Here is a 17,933-nt window from a genome sequence, read left to right as displayed (position 1 = left end):
GTGACGCGCGCCCCCAGCACGCGTCACCAGTCGCGCAGCCGCCGCTCCAGCCGGCCGATCGCCGCCCGGACGCCTCCCCCGTACCCGTCGTCCGTGCCGTCTTCGGCCAGCACCGCGGAGGCGGCCCGGGCCCGCTCCAGATGGTCCCGGGCGGCCGCCGGGCGCTGGAGCTTCACGTAGTCGGCGGCGAGGTTGAGGTGCAGCGAGGGGTAGAACGCCTGGACCGCGAGCGCGTCCCGGTGCCCGGCGACGCGCTCGTCGGTCAGTGCCCGGGCTGCGGTCAGGGCCCGCAGGTCCCAGGCCAGCTCGTCGGCGGGGTCGTCCTGCGTATCGGCCATGTAGTGCGCCAGCGTGCACCGGTGCAGGGCGTCGCCGTCCTCGCCGATCTCCGACCAGAGCGCCGTGAAGCGGTTGCGGGCCTCCTCCCGGTCCCCTCCGTGCAGCAGCATGATCGCCTGGCCGATCCTGGTCATGAAGACGTCCTCCGACGCCTCCCGCTGCTCCGTCACCACGGCCTCCTCGCACCCGTCCCGTCCGAACCGCCCGGCCCGGCACCCGACGCTAGCCGCCGGGGCGGGCGGACGCGGGGAGGCTCGGGGACGGCTCAGCCCAGGTCGGGGATGCGCCAGTCGATGGGCTGGTGGCCCTGCTGGGCGACGGCCTCGTTTATCTGGGTGAACGGGCGGGAGCCGAAGAACTTCTTCGCGGAGAGCGGCGAGGGGTGCGCCCCCTTCACCACCACATGGCGCTCGGTGTCGATCAGCGGGAGCTTCTTCTGCGCGTAGTTGCCCCAGAGGACGAAGACCGCCGGGTCGGGGCGGGCGGCGACGGCACGGATGACGGCGTCGGTGACCTTCTCCCAGCCCTTGTTCTTGTGCGAATTGGCCTCGCCCGCGCGGACGGTGAGCACGGCGTTGAGCAGGAGAACACCCTGCTCGGCCCACGGCATGAGGTAGCCGTTGTCCGGGACGGGCAGGCCCAGCTCCTCCTGCATCTCCTTGTAGATGTTGCGCAGTGAGGGCGGGGTCTTCACGCCCGGGCGCACGGAGAAGCACAGGCCGTGGCCCTGCCCCTCGCCGTGGTAGGGGTCCTGCCCGAGGACGAGGACCTTCACCTTGTCGTACGGGGTCGCTTCCAGGGCCGCGAACACCTGCTCCCGGGGCGGGTAGACCGGTCCCGCGGACCGCTCCTCCTCGACGAACTCGGTGAGCTCCTTGAAGTACGGCTTCTCCAGCTCTTCGCCGAGGACGCCGCGCCAGGACTCGGGCAGCAGGTCGGTGACGGTCACGTGAACAACCTCCGGTAGGCAATCCGTTCTTGATCCCAGAACCTACCGGGCGCCACTGACAACGCCGTGCGCGAGCGGGCCGCGGGGGGCCCGCCCGCGCGGTGGTGCTACCAGCTGGCCTTGCGGTACAGCTCCCACATCTGCATGACGGTCTGCGGGTCCAGGGCGCGCTCGCCGCCGCCGATGTCGTCGCCGGCGGCCACGTACAGCTTGCCCTGCCACAGCGGCAGCAGCCGCACGTCGTCGACCAGGATCTTCTGCGCCCGCTCGAACTCCTTGCCGACCGCGCCCCGGTTGCTCTCCTTGCGGGACAGCGGCAGCAGCTGCTTGGTGATCTCGTCCTTCACGTACGGCATGCCCGTGACGCTGTTCTTGCCCACGAACGGGGCGATGAAGTTGTCGGGGTCCGGGAAGTCCGGGAACCAGCCGCGGCCGAAGACGGGGTACTCCCCCTTGTTGAAGCCCTCCTGGAAGGTCTTCCACGGCCGGTGCTTCAAGGTGATGCGGAAGAGCCCGGACGTCTCCAGCTGGCGCTTGAGCTCGTCGAACTCGGGCGCGGTCGAGGATCCGTAGCGGTCGGTCGTGTACCAGAAGGTCATGGCGACGGGGGTCGTGATGTGCGCGTCGGCCAGGATCTGGCGGGCCTTGTCCTTGCTGGGGTTTCCGAAGGTGTCGAAGAAGCTGGTGGCGTGCCCGGCGATGCCCTTCGGGACCATCGAGTACAGCGGTTCGGACGTGCCCTTGTAGACCTTGGAGACGAGCGCGTCGCGGTCGATCAGCTGGGCTATCGCCCGGCGGACGGCGGGTTTCCCGGCGGCCGGGTCGTCCGGGTTGAAGACCAGGAAGCGGATGTCGGCGCCGGTCGACTCGACGACCTGGAGGTCGCTGTCCTTGTCGCTGTCGCTGCTGTCCTCGATGCTGACGACGTCCTCGGCGGACAGACCGCGGTAGGTCGCGTCGATCCGGTTCTTCTTGAGCGCGTCCACCATGGCGCCGGACTCCTTGAAGTACCGGATGGTGACGGCGTCGTTCTTGCGGTCCGCGAACCCCTTGTAGTCGGGGTTCTTCACCAGTTCGGAGCGGTCGCCCTGCTTGTAGGAGTCGAGCAGGTAGGGGCCGGAGCCGGTGACCCCGCCGTCGTCGCGGATCTTGTGCTCGGAGTACGCGCTCGGCGCGACCAGCGACATGGCCGGGGTGGCCAGCACGAACGGGAAGGTGGCGTCGGGCTTCTTCAGGTTGAAGATGACCACGTCGTCGCCCTTGGTCTCGACCCGGTCGAGCGAGCCGAGCATGCCGACGGGGCCGCCCTTGACGCCGATCTCCGAGATCCGGTCGATGGAGTACTTCACGGCCTCGGCGTCGAGCTTGTCGCCGTTGGAGAACTTCAGCCCCTTGCGGAGCTTGCAGCGGTAGGCCGTGCTGGTGCGGTCGGTGAACCTGCACTCCTGCGCCGCGTCCGGCTCGGGCTTCGTACTGCCGGTGGGGAAGCTCACCAGGGTCTGGAAGACGTTGCGCATCAGCTCCCAGGAGCCGTCCCAGGCGGCCGCGGGATCCAGGGTCGAGGGCTCACTGGTCGTCCCGACGGCGAGCTTCTGGTCCACCTCCGAGCCGTCGCCGGGCAGCAGCCCGCAACCGGCCAGCAAGGACAGGGACGCAATGGCTGCAGCGGCTTGCAGACTGGCCCGGTAGAACACGTGCACGCTCCTCGATCAGCCGTGGGTCGGCAGACCATACCGCAGCGCCCCACCAGGTCAATCCGCAGACCCGGCGGGGCACTTGAGGCATTCGCGGCCATATCGGCCCAGGCCGGATCAGCCGACTCCGGCATTCAGGAAGATGCCGCCGTCGACGACCAGGGTCTGGCCGGTGATCCAGGCGGACTGGTCGGAGGTGAGGAAGGCGGCGGCGCCGCCGATGTCCTCCGGCACCCCGAGCCTGCCGAGCGGGTAGGCGGCCGCGGCCTCCTCCTCGCGGCCCTCGTACAGCGCCTGGGCGAAGCGGGTCTTGACGACCGCCGGCGCGATCGAGTTGACCCGGACCACCGGCGCGAACTCGTGCGCCAGCTGGAGGGTCAGGTTGACCATGGCCGCCTTGCTCATCCCGTACGCGCCGATGAAGGGCGAGGCGGAGACGCCGGCCACCGAGGCGATGTTGACGATCGCCCCGCCGTTCTCCTTCTGCCACGCCTTCCAGGTCTGCTGGGCGAAGCCGAGCGCCGAGACCACGTTGGTCTCGAAGACCTTGCGGGCGACGTTCAGGTCGAGCTCCGCGATCGGCCCGAAGACCGGGTTGGTCCCGGCGTTGTTGACCAGGAAGTCGACCCGGCCGAACGCCTCCATGGTGCGGGCGACGGCCGTCGCCTGGTGCGCCTCGTCGTGCGCCTTGCCGGCGACGCCGATGACCCGGTCGGCCCCGAGCGTCTCGACGGCCTCCTTCAGGGCGTCCTCGTTCCGCCCGGTGATGCACACCCGGTCGCCGCGCTCGACGAGCGCCTGCGCGATGCCGTAGCCGATGCCCCGGCTCGCTCCGGTGATCAGCGCGACCTTGCCGCTGTCCTGCACAGTCATGATGTCCGCAGCCCTTCGGTTCAGTTGAGCGGTCCGCCGGCGACGTACATGACCTGGCCGGAGACGAAGCCGGCGGCGTCGCCCGTGAAGAAGGCGATGGCGTTGGCGATGTCGTCGGGGAAGCCGACGCGCTGGACCGGGATCTGGGTGGCGGCGGCCGCCTGGAACTCCTCGAAGCCCATGCCGACACGGGCGGCGGTCTGCGCGGTCATCTCTGTGACGATGAAGCCGGGCGCGACGGCGTTGGCGGTGATGCCGAACTTGCCGAGCTCCTTGGCGAGGGTCTTGGTGAAGCCCTGGAGGCCCGCCTTGACCGCCGCGTAGTTGGCCTGGCCGCGGTTGCCGAGGGCCGAGGAGGAGGACAGCGACACGATGCGGCCGAACTTGGCGTCCACCATGTGCTTCTGGACGGCCTTGGCCATCAGGAACGCGCCCTTGAGGTGCACGTTCATCACGATGTCCCAGTCGGACTCGCTCATCTTGAAGAGCAGGTTGTCGCGGAGCACGCCCGCGTTGTTGACGAGGATGGTCGGGGCGCCGAGCTCGGCGGCGACCCGCGCGACGGCGGCTTCCACCTGGGCGCTGTCCGACACGTCGCAGCCGACGGCGATCGCCTTGCCCCCGGCGGCGGTGATCTTCTCGACGGTGTCCTTGCAGGCCGCCTCGTCGAGGTCGAGTACGGCGACGGCGCGGCCCTCGGCCGCCAGACGTACCGCGGTGGCGGCACCGATGCCCCGGGCCGCTCCCGTCACGATGGCTACGCGCTGCTCGCTGGTGGACATGCTTGGCTCTCCTCGCCCTTGGATAGCGGCTCAGCGGACGTCGGGGTGTTCCCGGAGAGAACCGGCCCGATGGCTGAGCAACCGCTTAGTACCTTCAGCAGACGTGACGCTAGAAGCCCTGGCACCCGGTGTCAACGGCACACGGGCGCAGCGGCGCATGTCACACTCCGCCGGGCCGCCGTCACGCGGTGCTCGGACGGCGGCCCGGCGCGGGCGTCAGCGCACCAGCAGGTCGAGCAGCCGCTGCACCTCGGCCTCGGGGTCGGCGGTCAGGCCGCTGTGCACGGGCCCCGGCTGTACGACGGTGGAGCGCGGCGCGATCAGCCAGCGGAAGCGGCGGCCCGCGTCGTCGCCGGCGGCCTGGCCCGCGTCCGTACCGCCGCGGCAGACGCCCTCGACGGCGTGCAGCGCTGCCCGGACCCCGGTCACGTCGGCGCCGGGGTCCAGCACCCTCAGCTTGGTCTCGTCGAGCTCGGTGCGTGCGGCCACGAAGCCCTTGGCGCGGCAGTAGACGACCACCCCGGCGTTGAAGCACTCCCCGCGCTGGACGCGGGGGACGACGCGCAGCAGCGCGTACTCGAAGACATGGCGCTCGCTCATGCGCGGCCGCCCGGGGCGAGGCGCTCGGTGATCCAGCCCGGGGCCTGGGACGGTTTGTCGGGGGTGGGCGCGTCCATGATGATCCGCTCGTGGATGGTGGCTGCCCGGGCGAGCAGGGCGTCCGTGTACGCCCGGCGCAGCTGGTCCGTCGAGTCGAAGCCCGGCTCGTCCACCAGCCACTCGTCGGGCACGTCGGCCGCCGCCTCGGCGAGCAGCTCGGGCGTCACCAGCGGGGCCAGCTCGGCCGCGGCCGACGCGATGTCGGGGCCGAAGGGGGCGAGCGCGTGGTCGGAGGCGTTGTACGGCTTGGCGGCGGACGCCTGGGCGCCGGGCCAGTTGTGGTGCCAGATCATGGTGGCGCCGTGGTCGATGAGCCAGAGGTCGCCGTGCCAGACCAGCATGTTGGGGTTGCGCCAGGACCGGTCGACGTTGTTGATCAGCGCGTCGAACCAGACGACCCGGCCGGCCTCGCACGGGTCGACCTCGTACGCGAGGGCGTCGAAGCCGAGCGAGCCGGGCAGGAAGTCCATCCCGAGGTTGAGCCCGCCGCTCGCCTTGAGGAGCTCCTGCACCTCCTGGTCGGGCTCGGCGAGGCCGATGACCGGGTCGAGCTGGATCTGCACCAGCTCGGGCACGCGCAGCCCGAGCCGCCGCCCGAGCTGCCCGCAGATCACCTCCGCGACGAGGGTCTTGCGGCCCTGGCCCGCGCCGGTGAACTTCATGACGTACGTGCCGAGGTCGTCGGCCTCGACGATCCCGGGGAGCGAGCCGCCTTCACGCAGGGGCGTGACGTAGCGGGTCGCTACAACCTCTTGCAACACTTTCCCAGGCCACCCATCTCTTCTGCCCGAGCGGACCGTCGGTGGCACGGCGTCGCTCGCCGCCACCCTCCGGTATGAAGTGAGCATCGTAACCGAGGGTGACCGCCGTCGAGGGGCGCCGCCGGAGGGGCGGGACCGTCGTGCGGACGTGTGCCCGCACGACGGGCGGCGCGTTCAGTGCTGGGTCTTCGACGCCCAGACCGGAGCGCCTCCCGAGTAGATCACCAGGTTGCCGTCCTTCTGGAGGCGCAGGATCGCGCCGCGGTGGCCCTGGGTCTTGCTGGCCCAGACCGGGCGGCTGTCGGCGGTGTAGACGACCAGGTTGCCGTCCGCCTGGAAGACCGCCTGGTAGTTGTTGCCGAAGGTCATGGTGGCCCAGCGGGGCTTGTCGTTCTCGTCGTAGACGACGAGGTTGCCGTCGCGCTGCATCCGCAGCCTCGTCCTGTTCGCCTCGATGGATTCGCCGGCCCGCAGCACCCTGGTGGCCGTGACCGTGATGTCCGCCGCCCGGGACGGCTTCTTCACCGGTTTCGGGGTGGGCTTCGGGGTCTTCTTCGGGGCCTTCTTCGGGGTCGGCTTGGGCGGGGGCTTCTTCGTCGGGGACGGTGACGGCGTCACGGGGGCCACGACCGGGGCCCGCTTCGGCACGACCTCCTTCGGTGTGGGTGTCTTCTTCGGCTTCGCCGGCTTCGAGGGCGACGCGCTCGACGACGCGTACGCCTGCGCCCCCTCCCGCGTCGGCTCCCCGCCGCCCAGCAGCGTGCCCGCCTGGTTGACGACGGCGGTGTCGTGCCGCTCGGGCTCACCTTGGCGGCTCATGAGGAGGACCGGCACGGCGACCAGTGCGGCGCCCAGCAGAGCGGCGCCCGCCAGGAGGGGGCGGCTCGGGCGCCCGGCCGGGGCGGCCGCGCCGGGTTCGGGATCCTCGGACGCCGAAGCGGCCAGTGCCTCGGCGACGCCCGGCTCGGCGGCTCCCGGCTCCGCCGCCGCCTCGGGGGCGGAAGCGGACGTCCCGGCCTCCGGCTCGGGTGCCGAGGTCCCGTCCCCCTTGTCCGGAGCCTGCGCCGGGCGTGTACCGGCGGAAATCTCCTCCTGAGCGGCGGTGCCGGCAGCGGCGGTCCCGGCTGCCGTCTCCGGCTCGGGGGCGGACTCGGAGGAGGGAGCGCGGGCCGCCGCAGCCCCTTCGGTCGTCGCCTTCGCGGCCGTTCCGGTCCGGTCCGTCATCTGGCCCCATCCGTCCCGTAGTTCGTCGTACGTCCCTGCGAGCGCTCTCATTCACGCACACATGTGGGGGGCACGTCATATCTCTGGAATGAACAATGGGTCCCGGGAAAATTCCGGCCCCGGTACGGGTGTTGCGGAACATCCCGTAATGCGCGGTACGCCGCCCTCCGCCGCACCACGGAGCTCACCGTCCCGGTCGCCCCGGCGGCCGGACCGGGGTGGGATCGCAGGTGGGAGGAAGGCATGATGGGGCCGACCGCAACCCATGGGTGCCGATACGAGGAGGTCAGCGGAGTGCGCCAGGTACTGACGATCTGTCCGGAGGGCACCGGGGACGCCCGGACGATCTCAGAGGCCCTGGCCAGGGCGCGCGGAGGGGCGGTGCTCAGTGTGCGCCCGGGGACGTACGAGGAGAACCTCGTCGTCACCACCCGCGTGACCATCGTCGCCGAGCAGTCACGCGGCAGCGTCCGCCTGGCGCCACGCACCGGGACCGCGGTGTCGCTGCGTGCCGACGCGTTGATGCTGACCGATCTGGTGGTGCAGGGCCAGGACGAGGAGGCACCCGTCGTGGACGCCTCGCACGGGCAGGTCGCGATGCAGGGCTGCGACGTCTCCGGTGCGTCCTGGGCCACCGTCCTCGCCCGCAACTCCGGCTCGTTGGCCATGCGCGAGTGCCGGGTCTCCAGCCGGACCGGCGCGGGCGTCGTCGTCACCTCGGCCAGCGAGAGCTCGCTGGAGTCGTGCACCTTCGAGCACCTGGGCACCAGCGGCGTGGTGATCGGCGAGCGCGGCAGGGCGACGGTACGCGGTTGCACCGTGCGCGACGCGCGCGGCAACGGCCTGCTGGCCAACGGCGACGCCCAGGTCTCCGTCGAGGACTGCGACCTCTCCTCGACCGACAAGCCCGCGCTGGCGCTGGAGGAGCGCAGCGCGGTCCGGGTGCTGCGGACCGTGATCCACGACACCGCGATCGGCGCGCACCTGACCAGCGCCGCCCGGATCGAGCTCGACGATGTGCGGGTCAACGGCACCACGGGGCAGGGCATCATCGTGTCGCACGGCGCCGACCCGGTGCTGCGCCGTTGCCGCACGTCCCGCACGGCGGGCAACGGCCTGTTCGTCACGGACCGTTCGCGGGGCACGTACGAGGACTGCTGGCTGAGCGGCGCCCAGGCACCGGCGCTGCGGGTGGCGGGTTCCTCCTCGCCCACCCTGACCTCACTGACCGTCCGGGACGGCGAGGCCGAGGCCGTGCTGCTGGAGGAGGACTCGGCGGCCGAGCTGGACCGCGTGGAGATCCTGGACGTCAGGGGCACCGGCGTGGTGGTCAAGGGCGGCGCCAACCCGCTGCTGCGCAGGGCCCGCATCACCGGCACGGGCGGCACCGGCGTCTCGGTGACCGACGGCGGGCGCGGCCGGGTGGAGGACTGCTCGGTGGAGTCGCCGGGCGGCGCCGGAGTGACGGTCGCCTCGGGCGGCAACGTCTATCTGGCGGGCCTGAAGGTGACCGGACCCGGCGGCGCCGGTCTGGAGATCGGCGGCGAGGGCACGGCGGCGCTGCGCGACGGCGAGCTGGTGTCGGCGGGCGGCTGCGGCGTCGTCGTGGACAACGGCGGCGAGCTCACGGCGACCCGGGTGCGGGCCGCCGCCGCGACCGACCACGGCTTCCTGGTCCGCGAGGGCGGCCGGGCCAACCTCAACGGCTGCGAGGCGGCGGGGAACGGCCGTGACGGCATCCGGGTGGAGACCGAGTCGCCGGTCTCGGTGGTCGGCTGCACCGTGCGCGAGAACAAGGGCGGCGGGCTCGTCCAGTCCAGGGCGAGCGGCCGGCTCGCGGTGGAGAACCTGAACAGCACCGGCAACGAGGCCCGGGACGCCTGGGGTTACGGCGAGGCCGAGGGCACCGATCCGGCGGGCACCGTCCCCGAGTCGGACGGTCCCGGCCGCCCGGACGGCCCGATGGCCGCGCTGGAGAACCTGATCGGCCTGGACAACGTCAAGGAACAGGTCCGCACGCTGGTCAACCTCACCCAGCTCGCCCGGCGCCGCGCCCAACTCGGCATGTCCGCGCCGCCGATGAGCCGGCACCTGGTCTTCGCGGGTCCGCCCGGCACCGGAAAGACGACGGTCGCGCGGCTCTACGGCACGATCCTGGCCGAGCTGGGGACGCTGCGGTCCGGGCACCTGGTCGAGGTCTCCCGGGCCGATCTGGTCGCGCAGGTCATCGGCGGTACCGCCATCAAGACCACGGAGACCTTCGAACGGGCGCTGGGCGGCGTGCTCTTCATCGACGAGGCGTACGCGCTCACCTCCGACTCGCGCGGCTCGGGCGCCGACTTCGGCCGGGAGGCGGTGGACACGCTATTGAAGCTGATGGAGGACCACCGCGACGACGTGGTTGTCGTGGTCGCCGGATACTCCGGTGAGATGCGCGGCTTCCTCGGCTCCAACCCGGGCCTGGCCTCCCGGTTCTCGCGGACCGTGGAGTTCGAGAACTACTCGGTCCCCGAGCTGGTGGAGATCGTGGAGAGCATGTGCGGGCGCCACCAGTACGTGCTGAACGACGAGACCCGCAAGGCGCTCGCGACCCACTTCGACCGGATACCGAAGGACGCCGGATTCGGCAACGGCCGTGCGGCGCGGCAGGTCTTCGAGGAGATGGTGGACCGGCAGGCCGTACGGCTGGCCTCGCAGGCCCAGGTCACCGAGGAGGACCTCACCCTGCTGCTGCCGCAGGACATCAGCGAGGAGGCCGCCCGCGACTCCGAGGCCGGTCCGGACGGCGCCGACGCCGGGGACGACGCGCTCAGCCGCCTGGACGCCCTGGTCGGGCTCTCCGCGGTCAAGCGGGACGTCACCGACCTGGTCAACCTGGTCTCGACGGCCCGGCAGCGGGAGGCCGCCGGGCTGCCGGTGCCGCGCCTCAGCCACCACCTCGTCTTCACCGGTCCGCCCGGCACCGGCAAGACGACGGTGGCCAGGCTCTACGGCGAACTCCTCGTTTCCCTGGGCGTGCTGCCGCGGGGTCAGCTCGTCGAGGTGTCCCGCGCCGACATGGTCGGGCGGTACGTGGGCCACACCGCGCAGCTCACCAAGGAGGTCTTCGAGCGGGCGCTCGGCGGCGTGCTCTTCATCGACGAGGCGTACACGCTGACCCCGCGCGAGGCGTCCGGCGCCGACTTCGGCCGGGAGGCCGTGGACACGCTGCTGAAGCTGATGGAGGACCACCGCGACCAGGTGGTCGTCATCGTCGCCGGCTACACCAGCGAGATGGAGGGCTTCCTCGCCTCCAACCCGGGCCTGCACTCGCGGTTCTCGCGGAAGATCGAGTTCGCCGACTACACGTCCGACGAGCTCGTCACCATCGTCCGCCAGCACGCGTTGCAGGCCGGGTACGAGTGCGGCACCGGGCTCGGCTCGGTGCTGCGGCACCACTTCGACACCCTGCCGCGCGACCGGTCGTTCGGCAACGCGCGCACCGCACGCCAGGTGCTGGAGCGGATGATGACCCGGCAGGCGGGCCGGCTCAGCCGAGTGGCCGCGCCCAGCCTCGACGATCTGCGGCTGCTGCTCCCGGAGGACCTCCCCGACGCGGTGTCGGCGTCCGCCTCCGGCGGGGCGGGGGTTTGACGGCGATGCGCGGGAGGAACCTGTCCCGGCCCGCCGCCGGTGCGCTGGCGCTGCTGGTGACGGCCGCTCTGAGCGGTGCCGGTGCCCTGAGCGCCGCGGCGGCCGGCGGGAACACGGTGGAGCTGCCGGTGCTCAGGACGAAGCTGACGGGCAACGCCGACTGCACCGAGGGTTCGGGGCGCCAGGCCACCGCCGTGCCGTGGGAGCAGGTCAGCCTGCAGCTGGGGCGGGCCTGGCAGTTCGCCTCCGGCTCCGGGGTCAAGGTCGGCGTGGTGGACACCGGCGTCTCGACCTCGGCGCCCGCGCTGAAGGGCCGCGTGACGACGGTCGGCGCGGCCGGGAAGGACTGTGTCGGGCACGGCACCTTCGTGGCGGGGCTGATCGCCGCGCAGTCGGACATGGGCGTGAAGTTCGCGGGCGTCGCCCGGCGGTCGGCCATCGTCGCGGTGCGCGGGACTGACGAGCGCGGCGCGGCCACCCCCGGCCGGGTCGCCTCGGGCATCGAGGCCGCCGTCGGGGCCGGTGCCGAGGTGGTGACCGTGTCGGCGGCCTTCCCGAGCGACACGGCCGCCCTGAGGTCCGCCGTACGACTGGCCGCGAAGAAGGACGTACTGCTGGTCGCCGCCGCCGTGCCGGACTCGCCGGCCGGCGGGGTGGGCCAGGAGGTACCGGCCCGGGACTACTACCCGGCCGCCAGTGACGGGGTGCTGTCCGTACTCGACGTGGACGTCAAGGGTGAGCGGCCGGCCGGCTCGTACACCACCGGGAGCGCCCAGCTCGCGGCGCCCGGTGACGGCGTGGTCGGAATCGGTCCGTCGAAGAACGGCCACTACATCGGTTCGGGGGCCTCGCTGGCCGCCGGTTACGTGGCGGGGGCGGCGGCGCTGGTGCGGTCGGTGCACCCGGAGCTGACGGCCGGGCAGACCGCCGCACTGCTGCGGTCCTCGGCCTACCCGGACGCCGTGCCGCGGGTCGACCCGTACGCCGCCGTCACCGCGGTCCTCGCCTCCGCCTCCACCGCCGCGAACGCGCCGGCGGGACCGGCCGCGGTCAAGGAGTCGGCCGCCCCGCTGCGGATGCCGGAGGACCGGGCGGCCGGGCCGCTGCGCCGCGCCATGTGGCCGACGCTGGCCGGCGTGGCCGTGGTGGTCACGGTCGTCTGGCTCGCCGTGATCATCCCCCGGGGCCGCCGCACGGGCTGGCGGCCGTCTGCCCGACGTCCCTGAGAGAGACGGCGGGGCCCCAGGGCCTCCTACGCCTCCTATGCCTCCTGCGTCCCGCCCGCGAGCGCCGTCTGGATCAGTACCGGCTTGCGCCGCACGATGTGCAGCGCGCGCCCCGGTGGCAGCACTCGCGGCTTCACGTTCCCGAAGACGTACCCCTCGGACGGCGGTGTCGACATCAGGACGCCCGGGGTGTTGACCTCGTCCAGGCGTCGCAGCAGCTGGTCGTTGAGGCCGCGTCCGGCGCCGGTGGCGGACCGTACGACGACGATGTGCAGGCCCAGTTCGTGGCCGAGCGCGAGGTGGTCGAAGAGCGGTGCGAACGGGTGGTCCATCACCGTGCCGCCGCCGACCATGTCGTAGTCGTCGACGAGGACGAACAACCGGGGGCCGGTCCACCAGTCGGCGCTGCGCATCCGGGCCGGCGTGATCTCCTGACCGGGCAGCCGGGTCCGCAGCGCCTTCGCGGAGCCGCCGACGAGCTGCTTGAGGGCGTCGACGGAGACGGCGTGCCCGAGCCGGTACTCCTCGGGCACCGCCTCCACCAGGTCACGGCGGTAGTCGACGACGAGGATGCGGGCCTCGGTCGGCGAGTAGCGGGCGACGATGGCGTCCGCCACCACGCGCAGCAGGTTGGTCTTGCCGCTCTCGGTGTCGCCGACGGCGACGAGGTGCGGGGTGCGGGAGAAGTCGTGCCAGACGGTGTCCAGCGCCTCCTCGTCCTGGCCCAGGGGCAGCCTGAGGCTTCGGCCCTGGCCGAGTTCCGGCTCGGGCAGCTCCGAGGCGGGCAGCCGGTGCGGCAGCATCCGCACCTGCGGTGCGCGCGGCCCGTGCCAGGCGGCGGCGATGCGCTCGACCAGGTCGCCGACGCCCTCGCTCAGCGTCTCCGGGTCGCTGGAGCCGTCGCCTCGGGGCAGCGCGGAGAGGAAGTGCAGCTTGGCGTCGACGGTGAGCCCCCGGCCAGGCGTACGGGGCACGCCGGCGGCCTTGCGGACGTCGACCACGGAGTCCATCGTGTCGCCGAGCCGGAGTTCCAGGCGGGTCGCGGCCTGGTCGCGCACCGGGGCGGTCAGCTCCAGCCAGCGCGAGGTCGCGACGATCAGGTGGACGCCGTAGTTGAGGCCGCCGGTGGCGATCTGGTTGAACGTGGGGATGAACTGGTCGAAGTTCTGCCGGACCGTGGACCAGCCGTCGATCACCAGGAAGATGTCGCCGTGCGGTTCGTCGGGGAACTCCCCGGCTGCGCGGCGGCGCCTGTAGGTGGCCATCGAGTCGATGCCGTGCTCCAGGAAGAACTGCTCGCGACGGGTGAGCACGGCGGTGACCTCGGCCACGGTGCGGCCGATCCGGTCCGCGTCGAGACGGGCGGCGACACCGGCGACGTGTGGCAGCCCGGTGAGCTGAGAGAGCGTGCCGCCACCGAAGTCGAGGCAGTAGAACTGCACTTCGCGCGGGGTGTGGGTGAGCGCGAGGCCCATGATGAGGCTGCGCAGCACGGTCGACTTGCCGCTCTGCGAGCCGCCCGCGACGGCTACGTGGCCGCCGGCCGCCGCGAGGTCAACGACGAGGGGGTCGCGGCGCTGATCGAAGGGCTTGTCGACGAGGCCGACGGGGACCCGCAGCTTGCCGGTGCCGTTCCACCGCGGCGCCGTCAGTCCGCGCTCCGGGTCGACGGTCAGGCCGTGCAGCAGGACGTCGAGCGGGGACGGGGCGTCCAGCGGCGGCAGCCACACGCGATGGGCGGGCGGGCCCGCGTCGCGCAGCCGGTCCAGGGCGACCGACAGCAGGCTGGAACTGTCGTCCGTCTCCTCCGCCTCCGGTTCGACGGTGGCCGGAGCGGGAGCGCGGGGCACCACGTACTCGGCGGTCCAGGGCACGATCTGGCTGGCGACGCGGGCCTGGGCGACGGCGCCGCCACGACGGCGGTAGGGCCCGGAGACGTAGGCGGCGCGGAACCGGGTCAGCGCCTCGACGCCGCTCTTGAGGAAGCCGCTGCCCGGCTGGGAGGGCAGTTCGTAGGCGTCGGGGACGCCGAGGACTCCGCGGGACTCCATCGCGGAGAAGGTGCGCAGCCCGATCCGGTAGGACAGGTGCGACTCCAGCTGGTGCATGCGGCCCTCGTCCAAGCGCTGCGAGGCGAGCAGCAGGTGTACGCCCAGGGACCGGCCGAGGCGGCCGATCATCACGAACAGCTCCATGAACTCCCTGTGCGCTGCGAGCAGTTCGCTGAACTCGTCGACGACGACGAAGAGGCTGGGCAGCGGGGCGAGGTCGGCGCCGCCGGCGCGCGCCCGCTCGTACTCCAGGGCGGAGGTGTAGTTGCCGGCCGCGCGCAACAGTTCCTGGCGGCGCAGCAGTTCGCCGTGGAGGGCGTCCTGCATGCGCTCGACCAGGGCGGCCTCGTCGGCGAGGTTGGTGATCACGGCGCTGGTGTGCGGGAGTTCGTCCAGGCCGAGGAAGGTGGCGCCGCCCTTGAAGTCGACGAGGACGAAGTTGAGCGTCTCGGAGGAGTTGGTGAGGGCGAGTCCGAGGACGAGGGTGCGCAGCAGTTCGGACTTGCCGGAGCCTGTGGCGCCGATGAGCATGCCGTGCGGGCCCATGCCTCCCTGCGCGGACTCCTTGATGTCCAGCTCCACCGGGCGGCCGTCCGCGCCGACGGCGACCGGCACCCGCAGCCGTGCGGAGCCCTTGTGCCGCCGCCACAGGGATGCGGGGTCGAGGCGGTGCAGGTCGGGGATGCCGAGCAGGGTGGTGAGCTCCATGTCGGCGGAGAGCGGCTCGACCGCGTCGGCGGTGAGGCTCATCCGGTACGGGGATATCAGCCGGGCCAGGGTCTCGGCGGCGACCGGGCCGACCTGGTCGGGGCGGCCGAGGACGGTCGTCTGCTCCTTGCGGCTGCGGTCGGTGCGCACCAGGGCGACGGTCTCGGGGGTGACGTCGAGGCGGAGGGTGGTGCGGCCGGGGCGCCAGGTGAGGGTGCCAGAGAGGTCGAGGACGACGGCGTTGCGGTAGCCGGGGCCGTCGAAGCGGTGGCCGGCCGGGACGGTGGCACCGTCCACGACGACCACGACGAGCGGCTCGTCGCGGCCGGGCACGGCGTCCGGGTCGAAGGCGGGCCGCTCGGAGAACTCGCTGCCGAGCTGGTTCTCCAGGTCCGTGAAGGCGGAGGCGACCATGCGCAGCGGTCCGGCGCCGTCCGTCTCCTGGGGGTGCTGGTTGTGCGGGAGCCACTTCACCCACTCCCACTCGGCGCGGTGCTCGTCGTCGGCGCAGACCGCGATCCACACCTCCTCCGGCGGGTGGAAGACCGCGAGCTGGCTCAGCGCGGCGCGCAGCATGCCCCGCGCGGCGTCCTGGTCGCCGCGCAGCAGCACCCGGGACCAGGAGCGAAGGTAGAGCGCGATGGGCTGGCCGGGCACGGTGCTGTAGGCGCGGATGAAGCGGCGCAGGGCGTGCGCGCACAGCGGTTCGAGGTCCTCGACGGGCTTGGTGGAGACGGGGTTGAGCCGCAGGGCCAACTGCTGGTCGCCCACGGCGACGCGCAGCTCGGCGAAGTCGACGTCCTTGGTGCGACGTTCCCACAGCCGGGTGGTACGCACCATGGAGCGCAGCACGTTGGGCTCGGGGTGGCGCCAGGCCAGGGCCAGTTGCTGCTCGACGACGGTGCGCTGCACGGTGCGGCGGCTCTGCGCCAGGTAGCGCAGGTAGTCACGGCGCTCGCCGCGCAGCCGCTGCTTGCGGTCGCCCGCCTTGCGCATGACCTGACCGACCATCATCGCGGCGGCGGCGAGCACCATCATGCCGAGCGCGATGTACATGAAGATGCCGGACCCCTGGCCGCCCATGCGCAGGAACATGAGCATCATGGAGACCGACATCATGGCCATCGGCAGGTACGTCCACACCGCGGACGTGTCCGGCACGGTCTCCATCAGGGTCGGCGGTTCCTGCAGGGTCAGCTCGCCGCTCGGCATGTCGGGTCCGCGGCGACGGGCCGGACGACGGAACAGGACCACGCTCAACGCTGGGGCTCCTTAGTGGTCTTCGCGCACGCGGCGGCACGTGGAGGAGGCTCACGGTCCGGGTGCCGACGCCGACGGGCGCGGTACGGGCAGGCCGTACGGACGGCGGAGCCCTGGGGCGGCCGGCCGGTATGTGTGCCGTGCACGTTACCGGGGGCTCCCGTTACGACGGCCTCCGGGAGTGACAGTAGTGTGCACCCCGTCAACTCCGTAAGTCCACGTCACCCCCTCCCTCCGCACGCTCCCGACCGTTCGACCGTCGTCCATCTCATTCGCGCCACCTCCCCCTCAGTGGCCTGCAACACCGCACGCCACGCCCTCCGTTCCGACGCTCAGGAGACGTGAGCCCCGGTATGACCGACACCTCCGTGGCCGACCTGTGCCACCTGACCGTGCGCGCCCCTGGCCGCACCATCGACCTCTCCGTGCCCTCCGACGTGCCGGTGGCCGACCTGCTGCCGACGGTGCTGCGGTACGCGGGCGAGGACATCGAGGAGACCGGCCTCGAACACGACGGCTGGATACTCCAGCGCCTGGGCGGACGGCCGCTGGACGAGGAGGCGACGCTGGCGGCGCTGGGGCTGACCGACGGCGACGTCCTGCATCTGCGACCGCGCACCGAAGCACTGCCCGAGGTGCGCCTCGACGACCTGGTCGACGGGATCGCCTCGGTCACCCGGGACCGGCTGCACGACTGGAGCGAGGGAGCTGCTCGGCACCTGCTGCGCGCCCTGGTCGCGGTGGCCGTGCTGGCCGGCCTGGCGCTGCTGGCGTGGCCGGGTACGTCGGTGACGCTGCGCGCGGGCGCGGCCGTCGCTGCCGGCGCGCTGCTGCTGGCCGGAGCGGCCTCGGCGAGCCGGGCGGTCGACGACGGCGCGACCGGCGCGGTCCTCGGTCTGCTGGCGGCTCCGGCTCTGGCACTGGCGGGCTGGCTGGTGCCGGGCGGCGAGCTGAGCGGGCCCCAGGCCCACCAGGTGCTCGGCGCGCGGCTGTTGGGCGCGGCGGCGGCCTGGGCGGGCGGCGCGGTACTCGCGCTGGCGGCCACCGCGGTGCGCACGCCGCTCTTCCTGGCTTCCGCGCTCACCGCGTTCGCAACGGCGGTGGGCGGTGCGGTGATGACCCTCTTCGACCTGCGGGCGGCCGCCGCGGCGGGCGTGGTGGCGATGCTGACGGTGCTGCTCGGCGGTCTGGTGCCGGCGCTGTCGTTCCGGTTCGCGGGGATGCGGATGCCGGCGCTGCCGACCAACGCCCAGCAGCTCCAGGAGGGTATCGAGCCCTACCGCGGCAACGATGTCGCGGTCCGCACCGAGCTGGCCGGCGAGTGGATGACGGCGCTGTACGGGGCGACGGGCGTGCTGGCGTCGGCCTGCCTGGTGGCGCTCGCGCACCGGCCCGCGCTGCCCGCGCTGCTGTGCGCGCTGGTTCTTTCGCTGCTGCTGCTCCTGCACGGCCGGGGCCTGGTGAACACCACGCAGCGGCTGGTGCTGGTGCTGCCCGGCGCGTGGGGTCTGCTGCTGCTGGCTTTCGGCTGGGGCCTGGCGCTGACCGGCGTGGAACGGGTGCTCCTGGTGGTGGGTCTGCTGCTGGTCGCGACGGTGCTGACCATCGCGGTGTGGACGGTGCCGGGCCGCCGTCTGGTGCCGTACTGGGGCCGGGCCGCCGAGCTGCTGCACACCCTTCTGGCGGTCTCCCTGCTGCCGCTCACCCTCTGGCTGCTGGGCGTCTTCGGCGCCCTGCGCGGCTGGAACGGATGACGGGCCGGCCGGGCACCGT

At 72.5% G+C, this 17,933-nt stretch carries 12 protein-coding genes; 3 read left to right on the top strand and 9 right to left on the bottom strand.

All coding sequences use genetic code 11. The annotated features are described in order from the left end of the window. Positions 1 to 23: 23 nt before the first annotated feature. The 8 genes from BLW14_RS27655 to BLW14_RS27620 form a co-directional block, all read right to left on the bottom strand. Positions 24 to 509 carry a hypothetical protein gene (locus BLW14_RS27655; RefSeq protein WP_093709851.1) on the bottom strand — a complete coding sequence of 162 codons (486 nt, stop codon included), beginning with the start codon at positions 507 to 509 and terminating at the stop codon, positions 24 to 26. A gap of 95 nt (positions 510 to 604) precedes the next feature. After that, positions 605 to 1,288 (bottom strand): uracil-DNA glycosylase, encoded by a 684-nt coding sequence (locus tag BLW14_RS27650; protein WP_018522745.1) that lies wholly within the window; start codon positions 1,286 to 1,288, stop codon positions 605 to 607. A 107-nt stretch (positions 1,289 to 1,395) separates the two neighbouring features. Then, entirely contained in the window at positions 1,396 to 2,982 is a 1,587-nt protein-coding gene (locus BLW14_RS27645) for an ABC transporter substrate-binding protein (RefSeq protein WP_093709850.1), read from the bottom strand. A 117-nt stretch (positions 2,983 to 3,099) separates the two neighbouring features. Next, entirely contained in the window at positions 3,100 to 3,855 is a 756-nt protein-coding gene (locus BLW14_RS27640) for an SDR family oxidoreductase (protein WP_093709849.1), read from the bottom strand. A gap of 20 nt (positions 3,856 to 3,875) precedes the next feature. Further along, positions 3,876 to 4,637: a 3-oxoacyl-ACP reductase FabG gene (fabG, locus tag BLW14_RS27635; RefSeq protein ID WP_093709848.1), complete on the bottom strand. Its 762-nt coding sequence runs from the start codon at positions 4,635 to 4,637 to the stop codon at positions 3,876 to 3,878. Positions 4,638 to 4,853: 216 nt separating this feature from the next. Beyond that, positions 4,854 to 5,237, bottom strand: a complete 384-nt coding sequence (locus tag BLW14_RS27630) for a DUF3037 domain-containing protein (protein WP_093709847.1) — start codon at positions 5,235 to 5,237, stop codon at positions 4,854 to 4,856. Next, positions 5,234 to 6,058: a HipA family kinase gene (locus BLW14_RS27625; protein ID WP_177154114.1), complete on the bottom strand. Its 825-nt coding sequence runs from the start codon at positions 6,056 to 6,058 to the stop codon at positions 5,234 to 5,236. The genes BLW14_RS27630 and BLW14_RS27625 overlap by 4 nt, the downstream gene beginning before the upstream one ends. A gap of 174 nt (positions 6,059 to 6,232) precedes the next feature. Beyond that, complete coding sequence (locus tag BLW14_RS27620; protein ID WP_256332887.1) at positions 6,233 to 7,333, bottom strand: hypothetical protein; 1,101 nt, start codon at positions 7,331 to 7,333, stop codon at positions 6,233 to 6,235. 243 nt (positions 7,334 to 7,576) lie between these two features. On the opposite strand from BLW14_RS27620, the gene BLW14_RS27615 reads away from it, so the two are divergent. Then, the gene (locus BLW14_RS27615) at positions 7,577 to 10,915 is read left to right on the top strand and encodes a right-handed parallel beta-helix repeat-containing protein (RefSeq protein ID WP_093709844.1); all 3,339 of its coding nucleotides are present in this window, start codon (positions 7,577 to 7,579) and stop codon (positions 10,913 to 10,915) included. Continuing rightward, positions 10,912 to 12,141 carry a S8 family serine peptidase gene (locus BLW14_RS27610; RefSeq protein ID WP_093709843.1) on the top strand — a complete coding sequence of 410 codons (1,230 nt, stop codon included), beginning with the start codon at positions 10,912 to 10,914 and terminating at the stop codon, positions 12,139 to 12,141. The genes BLW14_RS27615 and BLW14_RS27610 overlap by 4 nt, the downstream gene beginning before the upstream one ends. 35 nt (positions 12,142 to 12,176) lie before the next feature. On the opposite strand, the gene eccCa is transcribed toward BLW14_RS27610, so the two are convergent. Further along, positions 12,177 to 16,112 carry a type VII secretion protein EccCa gene (gene eccCa, locus BLW14_RS27605; protein ID WP_093709842.1) on the bottom strand — a complete coding sequence of 1,312 codons (3,936 nt, stop codon included), beginning with the start codon at positions 16,110 to 16,112 and terminating at the stop codon, positions 12,177 to 12,179. 401 nt (positions 16,113 to 16,513) lie between these two features. Between eccCa and eccD the strand changes: the two genes are divergently transcribed. Then, positions 16,514 to 17,914: a type VII secretion integral membrane protein EccD gene (gene eccD / locus BLW14_RS27600; protein ID WP_093709841.1), complete on the top strand. Its 1,401-nt coding sequence runs from the start codon at positions 16,514 to 16,516 to the stop codon at positions 17,912 to 17,914. Positions 17,915 to 17,933: the final 19 nt, after the last annotated feature.

It is taken from the genome of Streptomyces sp. 2131.1 (assembly GCF_900105515.1).
Lineage (GTDB): Bacteria > Actinomycetota > Actinomycetes > Streptomycetales > Streptomycetaceae > Streptomyces > Streptomyces drozdowiczii.
The sequence above is the reverse complement of the archived record's forward strand: the minus strand, read 5'-3'. Positions and strand labels throughout refer to the sequence as shown.

Excerpts from the sequence above, each read along its gene's own strand:
- eccD (WP_093709841.1), top strand. The coding sequence starts at position 16,514 with ATGACCGACACCTCCGTGGCCGACCTGTGCCACCTGACCGTGCGCGCC.
- fabG (WP_093709848.1), bottom strand. The coding sequence starts at position 4,637 with ATGTCCACCAGCGAGCAGCGCGTAGCCATCGTGACGGGAGCGGCCCGG.
- eccCa (WP_093709842.1), bottom strand. The coding sequence starts at position 16,112 with ATGCCGAGCGGCGAGCTGACCCTGCAGGAACCGCCGACCCTGATGGAG.
- BLW14_RS27630 (WP_093709847.1), bottom strand. The coding sequence starts at position 5,237 with ATGAGCGAGCGCCATGTCTTCGAGTACGCGCTGCTGCGCGTCGTCCCC.
- BLW14_RS27640 (WP_093709849.1), bottom strand. The coding sequence starts at position 3,855 with ATGACTGTGCAGGACAGCGGCAAGGTCGCGCTGATCACCGGAGCGAGC.
- BLW14_RS27620 (WP_256332887.1), bottom strand. The coding sequence starts at position 7,333 with ATGAGAGCGCTCGCAGGGACGTACGACGAACTACGGGACGGATGGGGC.